Here is a 22,669-nt window from a genome sequence, read left to right as displayed (position 1 = left end):
GGCCTGCGCCAGTGCACAGATACAAATGTGGGAGGGGGCTTGCTCCCGATTGCGGTGGGTCAGTCAGCATGTATTTGACTGATGCATCGCAATCGGGAGCAAGCCCCCTCCCACATTTTTTACCGCATTGTCAGATCAGACCGAACAGCTCTTTTGGCATGAACGCATAAAACGCCAGGCGCGGAATCACCCAGCTTTGCAGCAGCTGGATGGCGATAAACGCAAAGATCGGCGAAATATCCAGGCCGCCCAGGTTGGGAATCAGGCGACGGAACGGCGCGAGCACCGGCTCGGTGATCTGATACACCAGCTCCGCGCCCGGGCTGCGGCTACCCGGTGCAACCCACGAGAGGATCACGCTGATGATCATCGACCAGAAAATGATCTTCAAAAACAGCGAGAACACCCCGATCAGCGCCCACGGCAACAGCAGCGGTGTAAAGGCCTGATAGCCACTGAGCATCAGGATCACCACGAACAGCAGCATTTGCAGCAGCAGCGCAAGCACCAGCGACGACATGTCCAGGCCGAAGAGGCTCGGGATCACCCGGCGCAGTGGCTTGAGCAGCGGCTGCGTGGCCTTGACCACAAACTGGCACAGCGGGTTGTAGAAGTTCGCCCGCACCAGTTGCAGGATAAAGCGCATCAGCACGATCAGCAGGTACAGGCTGCCCAGGGTCTGGATGATGAAGATGGCAGCGTCATTGATTCCGAGCATGTTTGATTACCTTGGTAAGGGACGACTATTTGCCCAGTTGCTCGGCCATCTCGGCCGAACGATGTGCCGCAGCACTCAGTGCTGTTTCAACCAGGGCTTCAAAGCCCCCGGCCTGGAACGATTCGATGGCCGCTTGCGTGGTGCCGCCCGGCGAGGTCACGCGACGGCGCAGTTCGGCGGCGTCCACCTCGCTGGCGACAGCCATTTTTGCCGCGCCCAGCGCTGTTTGCTCGGCCAGCTGTTCTGCCACGTCATGGGGCAGGCCCAGTTTGACGCCGGCGGCGGTCATGGCTTCGATCAGCAGGAAAAAGTACGCCGGGCCGCTGCCGGACACGGCGGTGACCGCATCCAGTTGCTGCTCCTGCGCAAGCCATACAGCGATGCCCACGGCAGACAGCAACGCCTGGGCCTGGTCGCGCTGTGTGGCGCTGACTTCGGCGGTGGCGTACAGGCCGCTCACGCCCTGGCGCAGCAGCGACGGGGTATTGGGCATGCAACGCACGATCGGCTGGGCGCCGAGCCAGTGGTGCATGCTGGCACAGGTGATACCGGCGGCAATCGATACCACAAGCTGATGCGGCTGCAGGCTTGGCCGCAGACTTTCGCACACAGCCTTCATGGCCTGTGGCTTGACCGCCAGCACGATGACATCGACGCCTTGGATGGCCTCGGCATTGTCGGCGAAGGTCTCGATACCGTGCTCGGCGCTGACGCGCGCGCGGGTCTCTTCGCCCGGGTCGCTGGCGCGGATCTGCGCGGCGTCCAGGCCCTTGGCCCGCAGGCCGCCGATCAGGCTGGCCGCCATGTTACCGGCACCGATAAAGGCAATACGCGTGTCTTTCATGACAGGTCCTTAGCTAAATGAACGTCAGCCATGTGACGGCTGGCCGTAGTCGCGGGCGCCAAACAGCGCGGTACCGACCCGCACCCAGGTGGCGCCCTGGGCGATGGCCGACGCGAGGTCGTGGCTCATGCCCATGGAAAGTGTGTCCAGCGCCAGATTCAGGCTGGCTTGCAACTCGCGCACGCTGGCGAACGCGGCGTCCTGTGCGGCGCGATCTTCAGTCGGCTCAGGGATCGCCATCAGGCCTCGCAGCGTCAGGTGCGGCAGGGCGCTGATGGCGTTCGCCAGGGCCGGCAGGTCGGCGGGCGTGCAGCCGGACTTGCTGGCTTCGCCACTGACGTTGACCTGGATGCAGATATTGAGCGGCGGCAGGTCAGCCGGGCGTTGTTCGGACAGGCGTTGTGCAATTTTCAGGCGGTCCACGGAATGCACCCAGGCGAAGTTTTCGGCGATCGCGCGCGTCTTGTTCGATTGAATGGGGCCGATGAAGTGCCAACTCAAGGGCAGGTCGGACAATTGCGCCTGTTTGCCCAGCGCTTCCTGCAGGTAGTTCTCGCCGAAGTCGCGCACCCCGGCGGCATAGGCCTCGCGCACGGCCTCGGCGGGTTTGGTCTTGCTCACGGCCAGCAGGTGGATGCTGCTCGGGTCACGTTGCACGGCCTCGGCGGCGGCGCGGATGCGCTGGCTAACCTGGCCGATGTTGTCTGCTATCGTCGACATTCAAGATGCACCCGTGGATATGGAGTCCGCGGCATTCTACTGGAAATGGAAAGCCCTATGGATATCACTCAATTGCTGGCGGCCAGCGTGCGCCGTGGCGCCTCCGACCTGCATCTGTCGGCGGGTCTGGTGCCGATGTTGCGTATTGATGGCGAGGTATGGCCATTGGATTGGCCGGTGCTTTCACCACCGCAAGTAGCGGACTTGTTGAGCCCTTTGCTCAATCAACACCAGCAAAAGGATTTCGAAACATCTCTTGAAACGGATTTTGCGTTCGAGCTGCCGGGCGTGGCGCGGTTCCGGGTAAACGTATTCCAGCAGTCGCGTGGCGTGGGGGCGGTGTTTCGCACCATTCCCTGCGAGGTCCGGAGCCTGCAAAGTTTGGGGCTGGGCGAAGTCTTCCAGCGCATCGCCCGCTTGCCGCGCGGCCTGGTGCTGGTGACCGGGCCCACAGGCTCGGGCAAGTCCACCACGCTGGCGGCGATGATCGATGACCTCAATCGGCATCGGCGCCAGCACATCCTTACGCTGGAGGACCCCATCGAGTTTATCCACCGGCCGAACATGGCCTTGATCAGCCAGCGCCAGGTGCACCGCGATACCCACAGCTTCTCGACGGCGCTGCGCTCGGCGCTGCGCGAAGACCCGGACGTGATCCTGATCGGCGAACTGCGCGACCTGGAAACCATTCGCCTGGCGTTGACGGCGGCGGAGACCGGGCACCTGGTGTTCGGCACCCTGCACACCACCTCGGCGGCCAAGAGCGTGAACCGGCTGGTGGATGTATTCCCGGCGGGGGAAAAGGCCATGGTGCGCTCGATGCTGGCGGAATCGCTGCAGGCAGTGGTGTCACAGGTGCTGGTCAGGAAACCTGGCGGTGGGCGCGTGGCGGCCCATGAAATCATGCTGTGCACGCCGGCCATTCGTAATCTGATCCGCGAGGACAAGGTGGCGCAGATGGTTTCGGCGATTCAGACCGGCGGGGCGGTGGGGATGAAGACGCTGGACATGAGCCTGAAGGCGCTGGTGAGCGAGGGGCTGATCAGCCGGGAGGACGCACGCGAGAAGGCAACGGTGCCTGGGGATATATAGGTCTCAAGGACAATGAAACCCAAATGTGGGAGGGGGCTTGCCCCCGATAGCGGTGTACCAGTCAGCTCATCTTTAGCTGACCCACTGCCATCGGGAGCAAGCCCCCTCCCACATTTACTGCCTATGAGCCTGGAAAATCAGCGCTGCACGATCCGCAGGTTGTTGTTCTGCTCTTTGGGCAGCACGCGCTTGGCGATCACGTAGTTCTTGTCCCAGAACGGCTTTTTCAGCGTGTCGATGCTCACCGACTTGCCACGGCGTGGTGCGTGGATGAAGCGGTCGTTGCCCAGGTAAATGGCAACGTGGTTAACCTGGCGGCTCTTCAGCTTGAAGAACAGCAGGTCGCCCGGCTTCAGGTCCTTGCGGTCAACCTTCTGCCCGTGGCCGGCGGCCATGGCGTTGGAGGTACGCGGCAAATCCACCGCCTTGACGTCATTGAAGGCATATTTCACCAAGCCGCTGCAGTCGAACCCTTTACTTGGGCTGCTGCCGCCCCAACGATAAGGAGTACCGAGCACATTCACGGCGCGGCTGAGAACGGTGCTGCTCTGTTTGGCGTTGCCGGCCATCAGCGCTGGAGTGGCTTTACCGTGTGCCTTGCTCAGTTGAGTCGGGCGCTTGACGGTCAGCTTGGCTGATTTGGCGTTGACTGGGGTGCTATGAACTTTAGGGGTGAAACCGTTAACGTTGGGAAGACGTTGCTCACGATTGGTGGCGTGGGCGGCCAGTGGCATTAATAGGCAGATGGTTAGCCATGTCTTGAAGAAAGGTCGCATTCGGCGTGGCTCATATGGGTTAGCGCGCAACTTTATAACAGCTTTTTGTGTCGATCTCAGGCCGTTTGTCGACTGGACCTTGACGGCAAAATCAGGAAAACGGCGACGATTGACGGCCATTGTCGGACACAAGTCAGGTGGCATAAGGCTTTCAGGGCAGGGAAGATACCATTTGCCGTACGTCGGGCGCCTGTAAAAAAGTCACAAAGAAAGTGAAAAAATTTATCTATCGAGGCAAATGAGGTACGCGATGAACACCTATCAACAGATTGGCCAGCAGCAAGACACCCACAGCAAGGTGATCGGTTACCTGCTGTGGATTTTCGGCTTTACCGGCGCCCATCGCTTTTATTACGGCAAACCCGTGACCGGAACGATCTGGTTTTTCACCCTGGGCTTACTGGGTATCGGCTGGCTGATCGACTTCTTCCTGATCCCGGCCATGGACCGTGAAGCCGACCTGCGTTTTACCGCCGGGCCTGTCGAATACAACATTGCGTGGATTCTGCTGGCGTTTCTGGGCGTGTTCGGTGTGCACCGCATGTACCAGGGCAAATGGATCACCGGCCTGATCTACCTGCTGACCGGCGGGTTGTTCCTGGTAGGGGTTTTGTATGACTTCTGGACCTTGAATACGCAGATTTCGATCCGCAATGCCGAGCGCAACAGCGGCCGATAAATCGCGTAACCCTGATGGCGCTCATAAGCCTGATGGAGCTCAAATGTGGGAGGGGGCTTGCTCCCGATAGCGGTGGACCCGTCAGCTCATCTGTTGCTGACCCACTGCAATCGGGAGCAAGCCCCCTCCCACATTTACTGTGCCCACTGCAGATAGGCTTAGGCCTGGTAGCTGATGCGGCCGTCGACCAAGGTATAACGCACCGTCGCCGGCAGGCTATGCCCGATAAACGGGCAATTCTCACCCTTGGACAACCAATGCTCCCCGGCAATCGTCGAGCTGGCCGGGTCAAAGAGCACCAGGTCCGCCGCCGCACCCACTGCCAGTTTGCCCGCCGGCAGGCGCAAGGCCTCGGCCGGGCCGCTGCTCAGGCGTGCCAGTAACGTCGGCAAGTCCAGCAAGCCGTCTTCCACCAGGGTCATCGCCAGGGGCAGCAACAGCTCAACGCTGCTGATACCCGGCTCGGTCGCGCCAAACGGCGCCAGCTTGGCGTCGCGTTCGTGGGGCTGGTGATGGCTGGAAATCGCCGAGACCACGCCGGATTTGACCGCCGCCCGCAAACCCTCGCGGTCGGTCAATGTGCGCAGTGGCGGCTGCACGTGGTACAGGCTGGAGAAGTCGATCAGCGCTTCATCCGTGAGGATCAACTGGTACAGCGCCACGTCCGCCGTCACCGGCAAGCCACGGGCCTGGGCCTGGGCGATCAGGGCAACCCCGCGTGCGCTGGTCAGCTGGCTGAAATGCGCGCGCACGCCGCTTTGTTCCACCAGCAGCAGGTCGCGCGCCAGGGCCACGGTCTCGGCGGTTTCCGGGATGCCGGGCAGGCCGAGGAAGCTGGCCACGGCGCCCTCATGGGCCAGGCCGCCTTCGGCCAGGTCGCGGTCCTGGGAATGGAAGATCACCGTCAGGTCGAACGTGGCCGCGTATTCCAGGGCACGGCACAGGGTGCGGGTGCTGCGAAAGCTTTCCAGGCCGTTGCCGAAGGCCACGCAACCGGCGTCGCGCAGGGCGATCAGTTCTGCAAGCTGCTCGCCGTCCAGGCCTTTGCTCAGCGCGCCGATGGGGAACACCTTGCAATTGCCGGCCTCGCGGGCGCGGTCGAGGATCAGCTCGGTCACCGCCGAGGTGTCCAGCACTGGCTTGGTGTGCGGCGGGCAGCACAGGCTGGTCACGCCGCCGGCAGCGGCGGCGCGGGTTTCGCTGGCGATGCTGCCCTTGCGGCTGTAGCCCGGCTCGCGCAGGGCGACGTTCAGGTCCACCAGGCCCGGCGCGGCCACCAGGCCGTTGGCGTCGATGGTTTGGCTGGGGCTGAAGCCGCCGGGGGCGGCGCCGATGGCAATGATCTTGCCGGCTTCCAGATGCAGATCGGTGACGTGATCCCGGCCACTGGCCGGGTCGATTACGCGCGCGCCAAGAATGCTGAGCTTCACTGGGCGTTCTCCTGCTCGAATTGACGTTGCGCGGTTTGCCCGCTCATGGCCATGGACATCACCGCCATGCGCACGGCGATGCCGTAGGTCACCTGGTTGAGAATCACCGACTGGTTGCCGTCGGCCACCGCCGACTCGATCTCCACGCCCCGGTTGATCGGGCCCGGGTGCATCACGATGGCATCCGGTTTCGCGCCGGCCAGGCGTGCGGTGGTCAGGCCGAACAGGCGGTAGAACTCGCCCTCGCTCGGCAGCAGGCCACCGGACATGCGTTCGCGTTGCAGGCGCAGCATGATCACCACGTCCACGTCCTTGAGGCCTTCTGTCATGTTGGTGTAGACCTTGACGCCGTATTGCTCGATGCCGATCGGCAGCAGGGTCTTGGGCGCAATCACGCGGATATCCGGGCAGCCCAGGGCTTTGAGGGCCAGCATGTTCGAGCGCGCCACACGCGAGTGCAGGATGTCGCCGACGATGGCCACCGAAAGGTTTTCAAAGCTGCCCTTGTGCCGCCGGATGGTGAGCATGTCGAGCATGCCCTGGGTCGGGTGGGCGTGACGGCCGTCGCCGCCGTTGATGATCGCCACCTGCGGGCACACGTGCTCGGCGATGAAGTGCGCGGCGCCGGAGTCGCCGTGGCGCACCACGAACATGTCGGCGGCCATGGCTTCGAGGTTGCGCAGGGTGTCGAGCAGGGTTTCGCCCTTGCTCGCCGACGAGGTGGACACGTTCAGCGTGATCACGTCGGCCGACAGGCGCTGGGCCGCCAGTTCAAAGGTGGTGCGGGTGCGCGTGGAGTTCTCGAAGAACACATTGCAGATGGTCTTGCCGCGCAGCAGCGGGACCTTCTTCACCGCGCGTCCGCCGACTTCGAGGAACGAGTCGGCGGTGTCGAGGATTTCGGTGAGCAGTTCGCGGGGCAAACCGTCGAGGGACAAGAAATGTTGCAACTGACCCTGAGCATTGAGCTGCAGCGGGCGCTTGGCATCTAGAGGCGTCATCGCGGGGACTCTTTACAAGGCGGTTTAAAGGGCGAGGTCTTGCAGTTCGAGTTCGAGCGGCGTGGGACCGGACAATTTTACCCGCTGGTGGGCAGCCAAAGACAGTGTCGCGCCGACCACGTCGGGGCTGATCGGCAACTCGCCGGCGTCCAGGTCCAGCAGGCACACCAGCGTCACGCTGGCCGGGCGCCCGTAGTCGAACAGCTCGTTGAGGGCTGCGCGAATGGTGCGGCCGCTCATCAGCACGTCGTCGATCAGCACCAGGTGCTGGCCGTCCACCTCAAACGGCAGCGCCGAAGGTTGCACTTGCGGGTGCAGGCCGTTCTGGCTGAAGTCGTCGCGGTAGAACGACACGTCCAGAGTGCCCAGCGGCGACTCGCTGCCCAGCTCGGTCAGCAACGCCTGGGCCACCCACACGCCGCCGGTGCGAATGCCGATGAAGCGCGGTTCGCTGATGCCACGGTGTTCCAGGTGGGCCCTGAGGCGTGTCGCCATCTGGGTGATCAGTTCGGCGGGATTGGGCAGGCTCATGGGGGCTCCTTGGTAGGCCTCGCGCAGGCAAGGTCCGGGCTCAAACGTAAAAAGACGCGGCATGCCGCGTCAGTCAGGATGCAAATAAAGCCGTGTTTTCATCCAGCCAGCCCTGCAACAACAGGGCGGCGGCGATGGCGTCTACCGGGTTGTCGCGGTAGCTGCCCTTCTGCCCACCACGGTCGCGGCGTTCACCCTTGGCTTCAAAGGTGGTCAGGCGTTCATCGTGGGTATAGAAGGGCAGGTTGTAGCGGCCATTGAGGCGGCGCGCGAATTTTTCGGCGCGCAGGCACATCTCGCTGGGGGTGCCGTCCATGTTCAAAGGCAGGCCGACCACCACCGCGTCGGGCTTCCATTCATTGATCAGGGCTTCGACCTGATTCCAGTCCGGTACGCCGTTCTGGGCCTTCAAAGTGCACAGCTCGCGTGCCTGGCCGGTGATCACCTGGCCGACGGCCACGCCGATCTGTTTGGTGCCGTAGTCAAACCCGAGGATCAAGCGCAAGGCCATCAGGCGTGCCCCGCCTGGCTGGTCAGCAGATTGAGGTTGACCCGCAGCTTGGCGGCGGCCGCTTCCAGGCGCAGTTCGCTGGCGGTGTTGAACAGGATGTCGGCGTCGAACGGGCAGGTCAGCCAGGCGTTGCTCGCCAGCTCCGCTTCAAGTTGCCCGGCTTCCCAGCCGGCGTAGCCCAGGGTGATCACGCTTTGCTCCGGGCCCACGCCGTCGGCGATGGCGAACAGCACGTCCTGGGAGGTGGACAGCGACACACCGTCCAGGTCCACCGTGGCCTGGAACGTCGGCCCGGTCGGATGCAGCACGAAGCCGCGATCGGTCTGCACCGGCCCGCCGATGTAGATCGGCACGTCCTGGCAACGGGCGGGCGCGTCGATGTCCGGGCGCAGTTGCTCAAGGATATCGGCCAGGTTCAGTTCCTGCGGGCGGTTCACCACCAACCCCATGGCACCATTGGCGGTGTGCTCGACGATGTAGGTCAAGGTCTGCGCAAAGTTCGGGTCGGCCATGTGGGGCATGGCGATCAGGAAGTGGTGCTTGAGGTAGGTCGGGCTGACATTTTTCATGTCCGGTAGTGTGGCGGTGGAGGGGCGACCTGACAAGCCGGGGATGAATTGCACAAGGCAATTGTCATCAGTTGCTGTACAGCCGATCACCCTTGGCGAATTTCCAGGTGCGGATGATTTCCAGGCGGTCCACGTCGTTCAGGTCGCCGGAAAACGGCGCAAAAGGCGCGGCCAGGCGCACGATGCGCTGGGCGGCCTGGTCCAGCAGCGGCTGGCCGGAGGACTCCAGCACCTGCACTTCATACAGCGTGCCATCACGGTTGATTGACACCAATAGGCGCAAATTCCCGTAAATCTGCTGACGCCGCGCTTCTTCCGGGTAGTTCAGGTTGCCGATGCGCTCGACCTTTTTGCGCCACTCGTCCTTATACCAGGCACCTTTGTCGCGCATGGTCGAAGCAGCGTTGAGCCGGTAGATACGCGGGCGCTTGGCGTACAGCTGTTGTTCGTGGGCCAGTTCGGCTTCCAGGCTGGAAATCTCGTCGGACAGGGTCGAGCTGTCGAACGTCGGTGCCGGCTTTGCCGGTTCGGGCTGCGGGTCGGTTTTGGTCTTTTCGCGCTGCACCGGCGCTTTCTGCGGTTTGGGCGCGACGGTAGTCACCGCAGGCTTGGGCGCGGCCTGCCTGACCTCGGGCTTTGGCGCCGGCGGCGGGGAGACCTTATTGACCTTGTTGTCCTGGAAGGGCGCCACTTCAGTGGTCTTGGGCACGGCTTTCTTGTCGAGCGTGCCGCTGCCCTGCTGGTTTTCCTGGGCGAGAAAATCGGCCTTCTCGGGCGCCTTTTCGCTCTTGAACGTGGCGAGGGTGATTTCCAGCGTCTGGGTGATCTGTCTGGGCTCGACCATGGTAAAGCCCACACCGAGGATCAATGCCAGGTGAATCAACGCTGCCATAAACAGGGTAAAGCCGAGCCGATCAGCCGGGCGCACGCCGCTGTGGGAGAGTTCTGGGGGCAGTTCGGGCGGGAGCGTCATGACAAAAAAACCAACATCGCGCGTTTCACAGGTGGGGCATGATAACGCAATGTTGGTGTGTGTCCGGCTGTCTATGTCACTTGGATTGCAGCTTGCGCTCAATCGCAGCCATCAGCATTTCGCCGATGTTCGTGCCAAATGCATTATCGATCTCGCGAATACAGGTCGGGCTGGTCACGTTGATTTCGGTGAGGTTCTCACCGATCACGTCCAGGCCGACAAACAGCAGGCCCTTCTCGCGCAGGGTCGGGCCGACCTGCTCTGCAATCCAGCGATCCTTGTCCGACAGCGGACGCGCTTCACCACGGCCACCCGCCGCCAGGTTGCCGCGGGTCTCGCCCGCCGCCGGAATCCGCGCCAGGCAGTAATCCACCGGCTCGCCGTCGATCATCAGGATGCGCTTGTCGCCGTCCTTGATCGCCGGCAGGTAGGCCTGGCCCATGATCTGCTGGGTGCCCAGCACGGTCAGGGTCTCCAGGATCACCGACAGGTTGGGGTCGCCGGCGCGGTGACGGAAAATCGAGGTGCCGCCCATGCCGTCCAGCGGCTTGAGAATCACATCCCCATGTTTGGCGGCAAATTCACGCAGCACATCGGCACGACGGCTGACCACGGTGGGCGGCGTGCACTGCGGGAACAGCGTGGCAAACAGTTTTTCGTTGCAGTCGCGCAGGCTCTGCGGCTTGTTGACGATCAGCACGCCGGCGCGCTCGGCCTGCTCCAGCAGGTAGGTGGAATAGACGAATTCCATGTCGAACGGCGGGTCCTTGCGCATCAGGATCACGTCCAGATCGCTCAGCGGGCTGTCGATTTCGTCTTGCAGCTCGAACCACTTCCCGGGGTTGGCAAACACCTGCAGCGGGCGCATGCGCGCACGGGCCTCGCCGTCGCCCTGGTAAAGGTCGCGCTGCTCCATATAGAACAGCGTCCAGCCGCGTGCCTGGGCGGCCAGCAGCATGGCCAGCGAGCTGTCCTTTTTATAGGAGATGCTGGCGATAGGGTCCATGACAATGCCGACGCGAACGCTCATGGGGGATTTCCTCTGCAGATAGGCGCATAAAAAGTGGCGTCAGAGTGGCGCTGCGGCTGTTGTGGGTCAAGGAAAAACCACCGCGCGGGTGCCTCGATAGATTGCACCCCGAGACTGTGCTAAAAAGACTGCCACGGCGCACCAGCCCTTGAATTCCAAGGCTTGCGGCGCTCATGCTGTGCGTCATCAGGCAGCACGCACGAAAAACCGATTCGCTGTGGCGATGGTAGAGCAACTATGGAACAGCATTCCAACGCCTTGAGAGTGATGGTGATCGACGATTCGAAAACGATCCGCCGCACCGCCGAAACCCTGTTGAAGAACGTGGGCTGCGACGTGATCACGGCCATCGACGGTTTCGATGCCCTGGCCCGGATTGTCGATCATCACCCGCACATTATTTTCGTCGACATCATGATGCCGCGCCTGGATGGCTACCAGACCTGCGCGCTGGTGAAGAACAACCCGGCGTTCAAGGCGATCCCGGTGATCATGCTGTCGTCCAAGGACGGTCTGTTCGACAAGGCCAAGGGGCGCATCGTGGGGGTCGATCAGTTTTTGACCAAGCCGTTCAGCAAGGAAGAACTGCTGGGCGCGATCAAGGCCTGCGTGCCCGGGTTCGCCGCAGTAGAACAAGCACACTGACGCCGCCCCCGTGGGCCGGCGCCGACCAATGTAGTGGGGAAAACCATGGCACGTGTTCTGATCGTCGACGATTCGCCGACCGAAATGTACAAACTCACCGGCATGCTGGAAAAGCACGGCCATCAGGTGCTGAAAGCCGAGAACGGCGCGGACGGCGTGGCCCTGGCCCGTCAGGAAAAACCCGACGCCGTGCTGATGGACATCGTGATGCCTGGCCTCAACGGCTTCCAGGCCACGCGCCAACTGTCCAAGGAGCCGGAAACCAACGGCATCCCGATCATCATCATCACCACCAAAGACCAGGAAACCGACAAGATTTGGGGCGCGCGCCAGGGCGCCAAGGATTACCTGACCAAGCCGGTCGACGAAGACACCCTGATTGCCACCCTCAACAAGGTGCTGGCCGGCTGACGGCACGCCATCATGACCGAGTCGCACACTGCCTTCGAGCTGCTGCTGGACATCGACCGCCGCTGTCGCCTGCTGGCCGCCGACCTGCCGTCCCAGGAAACCCGCCTGCAACGCTGGAGCGGCATCGGCTTTCGCCTGGGGCAGCACTGGTACGTGGCACCCATCGGCGAAGTCGCCGAGGTGCTGCATGAACCGCGCTGCACCTTGATGCCCGGCGTGAAACCCTGGGTCAAGGGCGTGGCCAACCTGCGCGGGCGACTGTTGCCGGTGATGGACCTGGGCGGGTTCCTCGGCCTGCCGCTGTCCAGGGTGCGCAAGCAGCGGCGGGTATTGGTGGTGGAGGTCAACGAGCTGTTTGTCGGTCTGCTGGTGGATGAGGTGGTGGGGATGCAGCATTTCGCACAAGACGCGCGGGTGAGCGATGCCCGCCCCGACGCGCCGTATATCCAGGGCCGCTTCGACGGCGAGCCGCAATGGCAGGTGTTCAGCCCCTTCGCCCTGGCCGAGGCCCCGGGCTTTATGGATGTTGCCGCATGACCACCCCGACCACGCCCAGGCCCCAGGCCGCGTCGCGCAGCCGTTCACAGATCATCGTGCTGTTCATCGCGTTGATCGTGTTCATCATGCTGCTGTTCGCCAACTTCGCGTACCTCAACACCCAGTCCACCTACGACAAACAGTACATCGGCCACGCCGGCGAGCTGCGCGTGCTGTCCCAGCGCATCGCCAAGAACGCGACCGAAGCCGCCGCCGGCAAGGCGGCGGCGTTCAAGCTGCTCACCGAAGCGCGCAACGACTTCGCGCAGCGCTGGGGCTACCTGAAAAAAGGCGACCGCGACACCGGCCTGCCCGCCGCGCCCAGCGCCGTGCGCAACGAAATGCGCGCGGTGCAGACCGACTGGGAAGCGCTGCTGAAAAACACCGACGCAATCCTCGCCAGCGAACAGACGGTGCTGTCCCTGCATCAGGTGGCCGCGACCCTGGCCGAAACCGTGCCGCAATTGCAGATGGAATCGGAGAAGGTCGTCGACATCCTGCTGCAGCGCGGCGCCCCAGCCAGCCAGGTGGCCCTGGCCCAGCGCCAGTCGTTGCTGGCCGAACGCATCCTGGGTGCGGTCAACACCGTGCTTGCCGGCGACGAAACCGCCGTGCAGGCCGCCGATGCCTTCGGCCGCGACGCCAACCGCTTTGGCGTGGTGCTCAATGGCATGCTCAACGGCAATCCCGGGCTGCGCATCACCCAGGTCGAAGACCGTGACGCCCGCGCGCGGCTGACAGAAATCGCCGAGCTGTTCGAGTTCGTGTCCGGCTCGGTGGATGAAATCCTCGAGACCTCGCCGCAATTGTTCCAGGTGCGCGCCTCGGCGAGCAATATCTTCAACCTGTCGCAGACCCTGCTCGATGAAGCCTCGCACCTGGCCATCGGTTTCGAAAACCTCGCCAGCGGACGCAGCTTCGACACCCTAGGCGGCTACATGCTGGGCTTGCTGGCGCTGACCTCGATCATCCTGATCGGCCTGGTGATGGTGCGCGAAACCAACCGTCAACTGCGTGAAACCGCCGAGAAGAACGAGCGCAATCAGAACGCGATCATGCGCCTGCTCGATGAGATCGAAGACCTGGCCGATGGCGACCTCACCGTAACGGCCTCGGTGACCGAGGACTTCACCGGCACCATTGCCGACTCGATCAACTATTCCGTGGATCAATTGCGCGATCTGGTCGCCACCATCAACCTCACGGCGGGCCAGGTGGCCGGTGCCGTGCAAGAGACCCAGGCCACCGCCATGCACCTGGCGCAGGCCTCGGAGCATCAGGCCCAGCAGATCGCCGAAGCTTCCACCGCCATCAACCAGATGGCCCAGTCCATCGACCACGTCTCGGCCAACGCCGCCGAATCCTCGGCGGTGGCCGAGCGCTCGGTGGAGATCGCCAACAAGGGTAACGAGGTGGTGCACAACACCATCCACGGCATGGACAACATTCGCGAACAGATCCAGGACACCGCCAAGCGCATCAAGCGCCTGGGCGAGTCGTCCCAGGAAATCGGCGATATCGTCAGCCTGATCGACGACATCGCCGACCAGACCAACATCCTCGCCCTGAACGCCGCGATCCAGGCGAGCATGGCCGGTGACGCCGGGCGCGGGTTCGCCGTGGTAGCCGATGAAGTGCAGCGCCTTGCCGAGCGCTCATCGGCGGCCACCCGGCAGATTGAAACCCTGGTGCGGGCGATCCAGGCCGACACCAACGAAGCCGTGATTTCCATGGAGCAGACCACCACCGAAGTGGTGCGTGGCGCGCGATTGGCCCAGGACGCCGGCGTGGCGCTGGAGGAGATCGAAGGCGTGTCCAAGACCCTGGCGGCGCTGATCCAGAGTATTTCCAATGCGGCGCAGCAACAGACGTCGTCGGCGGGGCAGATCTCCCTGACCATGAACGTGATTCAGCAGATCACCACCCAGACCTCCTCGGGCTCGACGGCGACCGCCGAGAGCATCGGCAACCTGGCAAAAATGGCCAGCCAGTTGCGGCGTTCGGTGTCGGGATTCACTCTTCCGCCGCCCAAACCGGTCGACGATTGAAATGCGATTCAAAGGTGAGAGGGGGCTTGCTCCCGATAGCGGTACATCAGTCAATGAATCAGGTGCCTGACCCACCGCCATCGGGAGCAAGCCCCCTGCCACCTGGGATCTCCTTTACTGTCGAGATCTTGGCAACACCAGCAACCCACGAATTCTAAGCGGAGCAGTTATGGTTGATCGGCACGACTACGTGGCCCTCGAATGGGTCAAGGGCGACATTGCCGAAACCCTGAAGCAGGCCCGTTCGGCGCTGGACGCGTTTGTCGAAACCCGCGACGCCGACGCCCTGGGCGAGTGCCTGGCGTGCATCCATCAAGTGCATGGCGCGCTGCAAATGGTCGAGTTCTACGGCGCGGCGCTGCTCGCCGAAGAGATCGAGGAACTGGCCCTGGCGCTGCAGGCCGAGCGCGTCAGCCAGCGCGACGAAAGCCTCCGCCTGCTGCAACAGGCCCTCGGCCAGCTGCCGCTGTACCTGGACCGCGTGCACAGCGCCCGCCGCGATTTGCCGCTGGTGGTGCTGCCGTTGCTCAACGACCTGCGCAGCGCCCGTGGCGAAAGCCTGCTGTCGGAAACCAGCCTGTTCAGCCCGCAGTTGCTGTCGATTGCGCCGCTGCCCGACGACGCCCTGGCCCAGCGCGATCAGCCCGAGCTTCACGAGCAATTGCGCCAGTGGCAGCAATGGTTGCAGCAGGCGCTGGCCGGGTTGCTGCGCGAGGACCACGGCCCGAGCAACCTGGAAGACATGGCGCGGGTGTTCGCGCGCCTCGAAGCGCTGTGCCAGGGCGCGCCGCTGTTGCCCTTGTGGCAAGTCACCTCGGCGCTGGTCGAGGGCATGCTCACCGGCGTAATCGCCAACAGCCCGGCGTTGCGCAGCCTGCTCAAGGCCAGTGGCAAACAACTCAAGCGCCTGCTCGCCCAAGGCATTGGCGGCATCAACCAGCCCGCACCGGATGGCTTGCTCAAGAGCCTGTTGTTTTATGTGGCCAAGGTCACCCGGCCAACCCCGCGCATGCAGAGTTTGAAGGAACGCTACGGCCTGGATGACGCCTTGCCCGACAGCGCGCTGGTGGATGCCGAGCGTGCGCGCCTGGCCGGACCGGACCGCAATGCCATGGGGTCGGTGCTCGGTGCGTTGTGTGAAGAGCTGGTGCGGGTCAAGGAACGGCTGGACCTGTTCGTGCGCAGCGACCGCCAGCACATCGGCGACCTCGACGCGCTGCTGGCGCCGCTGCGCCAGATCGCCGACACCCTGGCGGTACTGGGCTTCGGTCAGCCGCGCAAAGTGATCATCGACCAGTTGGCCGTGGTGCAGAGCCTGGCCCAGGGTCAGCGCGAGCCCAATGATCCGGTGCTGATGGACGTGGCGGGCGCGTTGCTCTACGTCGAAGCCACGCTGGCGGGCATGGTCGGCACCGTGGAGGCGCAGGGCCGCGAGGAGAGCCGCCTGCCCACCACCGACCTGACCCAGATTCACCAGTTGGTGATCCGCGAATCCTGCCAGTGCCTCAAGCAGGCCAGAGAGCTGGTGATCGATTGCCTCGAAGCGGATTGGGACCGCCAGCACCTGGAGTCGCTGCCGGAGCTGCTGAGCCAGGTGCGTGGCGCGCTGGCCATGATCCCTTTGCCCCGCGCGGCGAGCCTGATGCGCGGCTGCGCCGACTACGTGAATGAACAGCTGATGGTCAACGATGGCGCACCGTCCGAGGTGCAGCTGGAGCATTTCGCCGAGGTGATCAGCGGCCTGGAGTACTACCTCGAACGCATGCTCCAGGACCCCGACGCCGACGGCGAACGGGTGCTGGAGATGGCCACCCAGGGCCTGACCGCGCTGGGTTACCTGCCTGCGGCCAAACCCTGGCGCCAGGCGCTGGTGGCGCCGGAGGGTGCGCTTTCGAGCGATGAGGCGCCGAGCCAGTCGCAGTTCGACGCCCTGGCCAGCCCCACCTCACGCCTGAACCCGCCGGCCCGACAACGCCCCGGCAGCCTGTTGCCGCCGCCGGCCGACGAAGCCCCCATCGACGACGAACTGCGCGAAGTCTTCCTCGAAGAAACCGACGAAGTCCTCGAGGTGCTGCACCGTGACCTGCCCAACAGTGCCGACAAAACCGCCCAGGCCGAAATGCGCCGCGCCTTTCACACCCTCAAGGGCAGCGGCCGCATGGTGCGCGCGCTGGTACTGGCCGAGCTGGCCTGGGCGGTGGAAAACCTGCTCAACCGCGTGCTGGAGCGCAGCGTGGTCCTCGGCGCCGACGTGCAAGAGGTGCTGGATGAAACCGTGGCCCTGCTGCCGGAACTGATCGCCGATTTTGCCAGCGGCGACCAGCGCCAGCGCGATGAAGTCGACGCCCTGGCTGCGCGTGCCCACGCCTTGGCCAGCGGCACGCCGACCCACACGGTCGAACCCCACGACCCGATGCTGCTGGAGATTTTCCGCAACGAAGCCCAGAGCCACCTCGAGAGCCTCAATCACTTTCTGCACCAGGCCGCCGAGCACGTTCCGCTGCACGTCAGCGACGCCCTGCAACGCGCGCTGCACACCCTCAAGGGCAGCGCCTACATGGCCGGTGTGTTGCCCATCGCCGAACTGGCGCGTCCGCTCGATCACCTGACCCGTGAATACAAGGCCCACCGCCTGCCGCTGGACCTGGACGAAGTGGAATTGCTGCTGGAAGCCGAAGGCCTGTTCCAGCAAGGCCTGCGCCAGTTGCACCGCGACCCGCTGGCGCCGATCAAAGGCGCGGCAGCGCTGATCAACCGCACCCAGGCGCTGCTCGACCAGCAGCTTCAAGCCTTGCTCGACGCCCCCGGCACGGGCCTGCGCATCAAGCGCGACCCGCAGTTGATCAGCAACTTCCTGGCCCAGGGCATGGACATTTTGCTGGATGCCGAAAGCCTGCTGCGCCGCTGGCAGCAGCACCCCGGCGAGCGCCAGGAGCTGAGCGCGCTGCTGGACGAATTGACCACCCTGGGGGAGGGCGCGCACCTTGCTGACCTGCACCCCATCGATGCCCTGTGTGAAGCCTTGCTTGACCTGTATGGCGCGGTGGAAGAAAGCAGCCTGGCGGTCAGCGCGCGGTTTTTTCATGAGGCCGAACAGGCCCACGAAGCATTGATCAACATGCTCGACCAGTTGGCCGCCGGCCAGGAAATCAGCCCGGCACCGGCCCGTTTGCAGGCCCTGCGCGAGCTGCTTGACGATGCACTCGACCCGTCCGCCACCGGGCTGATCACCCGCGACGGCCACAACGCCCCGAACATCGCCGAACTGGGCGCCGCCACGGCGCAGTTGGAGCAGGCAACGGCGATGGACGACGAGATCGTCGAGATCTTCCTCGAAGAGGCGGTGGACATTCTCGACAGTGCCGGCCAGTCGCTCAAACGCTGGCTGCTGGACCCGGAAAACGCCGCGCCGCTGTCCTCCCTGCAACGCGACCTGCACACCCTCAAGGGTGGCGCGCGCATGGCCGAAATCGAGCCGGTGGGCGACCTCGCCCAGGAACTTGAGTGCCTGTACGAAGGCCTGGTGGACCGCCGCTACAGCTACTCGGCCGAACTGTCGCGCCTGCTGATGGCCAGTCACGAGCAGTTGGCCTTGCAGTTGGAAGAGCTGCACGACCATCAGCCGTTGGGCGACAGCCGCGAACTGATCGACGCGTTGCGTGCGTTTCGCCAGGCCAGTACGCCGGCTGCACCGGTTGCCGCACCGCAGGCCGCCAGTGCCGACCCCGAGCTGCTGGATATCTTCCTCGAAGAAGCGGCCGATATCCTCGACAGTTCCGGCGCCGCGCTGCTGCGCTGGCAGGCCGAGCCGGGCGGTCGCCAGGAAGTGGAAACCCTGCTGCGCGACCTGCACACCCTCAAGGGCGGCGCGCGCATGGTCGAGATCGCGCCGATTGGCGACCTGGCCCATGAGCTGGAATTTCTCTACGAAGGGCTGTCGGCCGGGTTGCTTGCGCCGTCGGCCGAGCTGTTCGCTTTGCTGCAAGGCTGCCACGACCGCCTGGCGCAGATGATCGACGCGGTCGCCGATGGCCTGCCGGTGGGCTCGGTGGACAAACTGATCACGCGCATCAGAAGCCTGGTGCAGCCCAGCGCGGAACCGCTGGGGCCGGTGGCGTTGCCGGCGGGCAAGACCGAAACGGCCGTCGACCCCAACGCCGACATGGTGAAGATCTCCGCCGACCTGCTCGACGATCTGGTCAATTTGGCCGGCGAAACCTCGATCTTCCGGGGCCGCATCGAACAGCAGGTCAACGACGCGCGCGCCGCGTTGAGCGAGGTGGAAACCACCATCGAGCGCATGCGCGACCAACTGCGCCGGCTCGACATCGAAACCCAGGGCCGCCTGCTCAGCCGCCAGCAGGCCGAGGCCGAGCGCCTGGGCTATGAAGAATTCGATCCGCTGGAAATGGACCGCCATTCACAGTTGCAGCAGTTGTCCCGCGCGCTGTCCGAGTCGGCCAGCGACCTGCTGGATCTCAAGGAAACCCTTGAGCGCCGCAACCAGGATGCCCATGACCTGTTGCAGCAACAGGCGCGCATCAACACCGCCTTGCAGGAAGGCCTGATGCGCACCCGCATGGTGCCGTTCGAACGCATGCTGCCACGCCTCAAGCGCATCGTGCGCCAGGTGGCGCAAGAGTTGGGCAAGGACGTGGAGTTCGTGGTCGGCAATGCCGAGGGCGAGATGGACCGCAACGTGCTGGAGCGCATGGTTGCGCCGCTCGAGCATATGCTGCGCAACGCCGTCGACCACGGCCTGGAATCGCGTGAGGCGCGCCTGTTGGCGGGCAAGCCCGAGACGGGCCGCATCACCCTGGACCTGACCCACGAAGGCGGCGACATCGTGTTCGACATGCGCGACGACGGCGCCGGCGTGCCCCTCGACGCGGTGCGGCGCAAGGCGATCAAGCGCGGGCTGCTCAAGCCCGATCAGGAGATGAGCGACCGCGACGTGTTGCAGTTCATCCTGCAGCCGGGGTTTTCTACCGCCGAGAAAATCACGCAGATTTCCGGGCGTGGCGTGGGCATGGACGTGGTGCATGAAGAGGTGCGCCAGCTGGGCGGCTCGATGGTGATCGATTCGACCTCGGGAGCGGGCGTGCACTTTCGCATTCGCCTGCCGTTCACCGTGTCGGTCAACCGGGCGTTGATGGTGCAGTGCGCGGACGATCAATACGCGATCCCGCTCAACACCATTGAAGGCCTGGTGCGCGTGCCCCCCCATGAACTGGCCGGGCATTATCAGCAGGACCCGCCGTGTTACGAATACGCCGGCCAGCGCTATGAGCTGTTCTACCTGGGCGACCTGTTGCACACCGTCGGCCGCCCGAAACTGCTGGGCGAGTACCAACCGGTACCGGTGTTGCTGGTGCACTGCAATGAGCGCCGCGTGGCGGTGCATGTGGATGCCATGGCGGGCACACGCGAGATTGTGGTCAAGGGCTTGGGGCCGCAGTTTGCCGGGGTGCAGGGGCTGTCCGGCGCAACGATCCTGGGCGATGGTCGCGTGGTGTTGATCATCGACCTGCTGGCGCATATCCGCGTGCGGCAACCGGCCTTGCCGGCGCAGGCGCTGGACGTGCCGCTGGTGCTCAACGACCCGCTGAAAAAGCGTCCGCTGCTGGTGCTGGTGGTGGACGATTCGGTCACCGTGCGCAAAGTCACCAGCCGCCTGCTGGAGCGCAACGGCATGAACGTGCTCACCGCCAAGGACGGCATCGACGCCCTGGCCGTGCTTGAGGAGCACACCCCGGACCTGATGCTGCTCGACATCGAAATGCCGCGCATGGACGGTTTCGAAGTGGCGATCCAGATGCGCAACGACCCACGGCTGATGCGCCTGCCGATCATCATGATCACCTCGCGCACCGGCCAGAAACACCGCGACCGCGCCATGGCCATCGGCGTCAACGACTACCTGGGCAAGCCGTACCAGGAGTCGGTGCTGCTGGAAAGCATCGCCTATTGGAGCAAGTCCCATGCTTGACCACCGCGCCAGCCAACTTACCGGCCTGCTGCTGCCCCTGGCTGATCGGCACCTGGTGTTGCCTAACGTCGCCATTGCCGAGTTGATCGACTTTCAGCGTGGAGAGCCGGCCAGTGATGCGCCGCCGTGGTATCTGCGGCAAGTGACCTGGCGTGATCGGCAGATTCCGTTGATCAGCTTTGAAGCGGTGTGCGGCGAAGCCAGCCTGACCGGCGAGCGTTCGCGCATCGTGGTGCTGAACGCCCTCGGCGGGCGGCCAACGCTGAAGTTCATTGCGCTGGTGATCCAGGGCATTCCCCGCTCGTACAAACTCGACAGCGAATTGAGCTACGTCGACGTGCCGCTGTGCCCGCTGGAGCTGGCGGCGGTGCAGGTGGGCGAGCATGTGGCGAGAGTGCCGGATTTGATGGGGCTTGAAGCGCTGCTGGTCGAGTCCGGCCTCGCCTGATGACATGCCGTGTGAAGATTCCATGTGGGAGGGGGGCCGCTCCCGATAGCGGTGGGTCAGTTGCCTATTCATCAACCGATCGCCTGCTATCGGGAGCAAGCCCCCTCCCACAGTGAATTGCGCTCGGCTTCAGCCTTCAATCGATCCGCGCAAACCGCTCAATCAACGGCTGCTCATGGTGTTCTGCCTGCCACAGGTCGTAGGCGCTTTGCATCGATAACCATAGCTGTGCGGTACTCACACCGGCGCGCTCCAACCTGACTGCAAGGTCCGGGCTGATTGGGGCATGGCCATGCAAGATCCTGGAAAACGTCTCACGGGCGAAGCCCAGGCGCCTTGCCATTTCAGTGATGGTGATGCCTACGGCAGGGATCACATCCTCAAGCAAAATTTCGCCTGGGTGAGGTGGGTTGTGCATGCCAATATTGGGTTTAGGGTTCGGATTCATGATGTTCGCCCGTGATGGGTTTGGACGAAAAAAGACTAGAGAGACAGGTTCCGAGTAACAACCTGAAGGTCTTGTCAGAATAGTATGTCATTGCTGTAGGCGTGTTCCGCACTTTGATTTATTGGGTTTTCAGGCGTGAGTGAAGTGGTTAATTTCTGCGCTCCTCACTGCCAGCAAGGACCCGCAAATGGCCGTACCACTTATGCCGCCTGGTGTTTCAATTTTTGAAAACATGGCGATATCCGAATGCAAGCGTATTCATCTTCAGCCAGGCTCGGCATTCGCCTATTCCTGGTTCTATTCCCAGGTCAGGGCTGCCGGGCCATGGAACTACAAGAAGCGAGGGCGTCAGTACGAAGCTTTTGGTAATTTCAATTACGGTGCTACAGGTACGGTATTGGGTATTCCCGAGCATGTGCTGTTACGGGCAGCAGGTGTCGCTCAAACATTCGCAAAAACTACCAGGCCTGAGTTTGGATCATGGTGGGGCGGTGACCCTTTTGGCGATGACCCTCGTGATCAATATTGGATAAAAAGAGGTATTGAATATGCAATTTCTCAGGGCTATTAAGGGGCTCTTGCCGGTCCTGCGAAACTGCTTGCTGGTGGCCTGCCTGATTTACATAGGGGGCAATTGGATCATGTCATCCGGTACCCCGGATCTGGACGAAGTGGTTTTGAAATACACCTTGGGCAACGGCAGCTCAATTTATGGGGTACGCGACGGCCAGGGCGGCGCGACAGTGGGATTTTCCTACAGGTACTACGTTCACAAGAACTTGGGTAGCGATCAGGAAATACTGACAACGCTGGTTTCGGCACCCTTCTTTTTGAAAACCAAAGAGCCTGATGTCCAAGTGAGTCAAGTGGATGGAATCACCCACCTCATAGTGCGCGGGGAGGTTTATGAGTACCGCAGCTACCCGCTTGAGGGTTTGGGGGCTTTGAACATAGAAATGAAATTGTAGAGCGGCGGGCTCTCGGAATTTTCCTGCAGGATTTTGGGCTGAGCATGAACTTGTTGAGCACGGCCCGCGCGCCTAGTCTTCGTCCCGTCATCGCAAAAAACGGTGACACGGACGTGCAAGTCCGGTTACATGTCGGCGCATAAACGCCCATAGCCATTCAGCGGGCGTTTTTTATGGTGCGCCAGGCATGGCGCGTTGCGCGAAGCGCAACCAGTTTGGCTGTGGTGGCCACGCTGGTGACTTGGAGGTGAAAGTCCTCTACACACCCGGCAAGGGGAAGTGTTAGCCAGAGGCAAGGGTG

At 63.2% G+C, this 22,669-nt stretch carries 22 protein-coding genes; 10 read left to right on the top strand and 12 right to left on the bottom strand.

What is annotated here, in order from left to right; translation table 11 throughout:
- Positions 1 to 130: 130 nt before the first annotated feature.
- Genes LUB09_RS12795 through LUB09_RS12785 form a run of 3 tightly spaced genes read right to left on the bottom strand, consistent with a single transcriptional unit; the run spans position 131 to position 2,282 of the window.
- Positions 131 to 718, bottom strand: coding sequence for a YggT family protein (locus tag LUB09_RS12795; RefSeq protein ID WP_057006518.1), 588 nt, complete (start codon positions 716 to 718; stop codon positions 131 to 133).
- A gap of 25 nt (positions 719 to 743) precedes the next feature.
- Positions 744 to 1,562 (bottom strand): pyrroline-5-carboxylate reductase, encoded by an 819-nt coding sequence (gene proC, locus LUB09_RS12790; RefSeq protein WP_231422733.1) that lies wholly within the window; start codon positions 1,560 to 1,562, stop codon positions 744 to 746.
- A 24-nt stretch (positions 1,563 to 1,586) separates the two neighbouring features.
- Positions 1,587 to 2,282 carry a YggS family pyridoxal phosphate-dependent enzyme gene (locus tag LUB09_RS12785; protein ID WP_231422732.1) on the bottom strand — a complete coding sequence of 232 codons (696 nt, stop codon included), beginning with the start codon at positions 2,280 to 2,282 and terminating at the stop codon, positions 1,587 to 1,589.
- 57 nt (positions 2,283 to 2,339) lie between these two features.
- Between LUB09_RS12785 and LUB09_RS12780 the strand changes: the two genes are divergently transcribed.
- Positions 2,340 to 3,374: a type IV pilus twitching motility protein PilT gene (locus LUB09_RS12780; RefSeq protein WP_231422731.1), complete on the top strand. Its 1,035-nt coding sequence runs from the start codon at positions 2,340 to 2,342 to the stop codon at positions 3,372 to 3,374.
- A 137-nt stretch (positions 3,375 to 3,511) separates the two neighbouring features.
- Here the strand turns inward: LUB09_RS12780 and LUB09_RS12775 are convergent, their stop codons facing one another.
- Positions 3,512 to 4,150, bottom strand: a complete 639-nt coding sequence (locus tag LUB09_RS12775) for a C40 family peptidase (protein ID WP_209990544.1) — start codon at positions 4,148 to 4,150, stop codon at positions 3,512 to 3,514.
- Between the two features lie 268 nt (positions 4,151 to 4,418).
- Here LUB09_RS12775 and LUB09_RS12770 point away from each other — a divergent pair, with 268 nt between their 5' ends.
- Positions 4,419 to 4,829 (top strand): NINE protein, encoded by a 411-nt coding sequence (locus tag LUB09_RS12770; protein ID WP_169793778.1) that lies wholly within the window; start codon positions 4,419 to 4,421, stop codon positions 4,827 to 4,829.
- Positions 4,830 to 4,987: 158 nt separating this feature from the next.
- Here the strand turns inward: LUB09_RS12770 and LUB09_RS12765 are convergent, their stop codons facing one another.
- From LUB09_RS12765 to gshB, 7 genes are all read right to left on the bottom strand, one after another.
- Entirely contained in the window at positions 4,988 to 6,259 is a 1,272-nt protein-coding gene (locus LUB09_RS12765) for a dihydroorotase (RefSeq protein WP_209985920.1), read from the bottom strand.
- The gene (locus LUB09_RS12760) at positions 6,256 to 7,260 is read right to left on the bottom strand and encodes an aspartate carbamoyltransferase catalytic subunit (RefSeq protein ID WP_209985919.1); all 1,005 of its coding nucleotides are present in this window, start codon (positions 7,258 to 7,260) and stop codon (positions 6,256 to 6,258) included. Before LUB09_RS12760 ends, LUB09_RS12765 begins: the two co-directional genes overlap by 4 nt.
- A 24-nt stretch (positions 7,261 to 7,284) precedes the next feature.
- Positions 7,285 to 7,791, bottom strand: coding sequence for a bifunctional pyr operon transcriptional regulator/uracil phosphoribosyltransferase PyrR (gene pyrR / locus LUB09_RS12755; protein WP_231422730.1), 507 nt, complete (start codon positions 7,789 to 7,791; stop codon positions 7,285 to 7,287).
- 73 nt (positions 7,792 to 7,864) lie between these two features.
- Positions 7,865 to 8,302, bottom strand: coding sequence for a Holliday junction resolvase RuvX (gene ruvX, locus LUB09_RS12750; protein ID WP_003234589.1), 438 nt, complete (start codon positions 8,300 to 8,302; stop codon positions 7,865 to 7,867).
- Positions 8,302 to 8,871 carry a YqgE/AlgH family protein gene (locus LUB09_RS12745; RefSeq protein ID WP_231422799.1) on the bottom strand — a complete coding sequence of 190 codons (570 nt, stop codon included), beginning with the start codon at positions 8,869 to 8,871 and terminating at the stop codon, positions 8,302 to 8,304. Before LUB09_RS12745 ends, ruvX begins: the two co-directional genes overlap by 1 nt.
- A gap of 67 nt (positions 8,872 to 8,938) precedes the next feature.
- A complete protein-coding gene (locus tag LUB09_RS12740; protein ID WP_209985913.1) occupies positions 8,939 to 9,844 on the bottom strand; it encodes an energy transducer TonB in 906 nt (301 codons plus the stop codon).
- Positions 9,845 to 9,920: 76 nt separating this feature from the next.
- Positions 9,921 to 10,874 (bottom strand): glutathione synthase, encoded by a 954-nt coding sequence (gshB, locus tag LUB09_RS12735; RefSeq protein WP_057006529.1) that lies wholly within the window; start codon positions 10,872 to 10,874, stop codon positions 9,921 to 9,923.
- Positions 10,875 to 11,111: 237 nt separating this feature from the next.
- Here gshB and pilG point away from each other — a divergent pair, with 237 nt between their 5' ends.
- The 6 genes from pilG to LUB09_RS12705 all read left to right on the top strand — a co-directional run bounded on the left by pilG (position 11,112) and on the right by LUB09_RS12705 (position 20,952).
- Entirely contained in the window at positions 11,112 to 11,519 is a 408-nt protein-coding gene (pilG, locus tag LUB09_RS12730) for a twitching motility response regulator PilG (RefSeq protein ID WP_003234584.1), read from the top strand.
- Positions 11,520 to 11,564: 45 nt separating this feature from the next.
- Positions 11,565 to 11,930, top strand: coding sequence for a twitching motility response regulator PilH (gene pilH, locus LUB09_RS12725; RefSeq protein ID WP_003234583.1), 366 nt, complete (start codon positions 11,565 to 11,567; stop codon positions 11,928 to 11,930).
- A gap of 12 nt (positions 11,931 to 11,942) precedes the next feature.
- A complete protein-coding gene (locus LUB09_RS12720) occupies positions 11,943 to 12,467 on the top strand; it encodes a chemotaxis protein CheW (protein ID WP_209985911.1) in 525 nt (174 codons plus the stop codon).
- Positions 12,464 to 14,515, top strand: coding sequence for a methyl-accepting chemotaxis protein (locus LUB09_RS12715; protein WP_231422729.1), 2,052 nt, complete (start codon positions 12,464 to 12,466; stop codon positions 14,513 to 14,515). Before LUB09_RS12720 ends, LUB09_RS12715 begins: the two co-directional genes overlap by 4 nt.
- Before the next feature lie 169 nt (positions 14,516 to 14,684).
- Positions 14,685 to 20,504 (top strand): Hpt domain-containing protein, encoded by a 5,820-nt coding sequence (locus tag LUB09_RS12710; RefSeq protein WP_231422728.1) that lies wholly within the window; start codon positions 14,685 to 14,687, stop codon positions 20,502 to 20,504.
- The gene (locus LUB09_RS12705; RefSeq protein WP_209985903.1) at positions 20,497 to 20,952 is read left to right on the top strand and encodes a chemotaxis protein CheW; all 456 of its coding nucleotides are present in this window, start codon (positions 20,497 to 20,499) and stop codon (positions 20,950 to 20,952) included. The genes LUB09_RS12710 and LUB09_RS12705 overlap by 8 nt, the downstream gene beginning before the upstream one ends.
- Positions 20,953 to 21,088: 136 nt before the next feature.
- On the opposite strand, the gene LUB09_RS12700 is transcribed toward LUB09_RS12705, so the two are convergent.
- Complete coding sequence (locus LUB09_RS12700; protein WP_231422798.1) at positions 21,089 to 21,376, bottom strand: HigA family addiction module antitoxin; 288 nt, start codon at positions 21,374 to 21,376, stop codon at positions 21,089 to 21,091.
- A 211-nt stretch (positions 21,377 to 21,587) separates the two neighbouring features.
- On the opposite strand from LUB09_RS12700, the gene LUB09_RS12695 reads away from it, so the two are divergent.
- Together LUB09_RS12695 and LUB09_RS12690 are read left to right on the top strand one after the other, a co-directional pair.
- Positions 21,588 to 21,971, top strand: a complete 384-nt coding sequence (locus LUB09_RS12695; protein ID WP_231422727.1) for a polymorphic toxin type 44 domain-containing protein — start codon at positions 21,588 to 21,590, stop codon at positions 21,969 to 21,971.
- Positions 21,949 to 22,368, top strand: coding sequence for a hypothetical protein (locus LUB09_RS12690; RefSeq protein ID WP_231422726.1), 420 nt, complete (start codon positions 21,949 to 21,951; stop codon positions 22,366 to 22,368). The genes LUB09_RS12695 and LUB09_RS12690 overlap by 23 nt, the downstream gene beginning before the upstream one ends.
- Positions 22,369 to 22,669 lie beyond the last annotated feature (301 nt).

The organism is Pseudomonas sp. Leaf59 (assembly GCF_920984685.1).
In the GTDB taxonomy this organism is placed as follows: Bacteria; Pseudomonadota; Gammaproteobacteria; order Pseudomonadales; family Pseudomonadaceae; genus Aquipseudomonas.
This window is presented reverse-complemented; position numbering and strand designations above follow the sequence as displayed.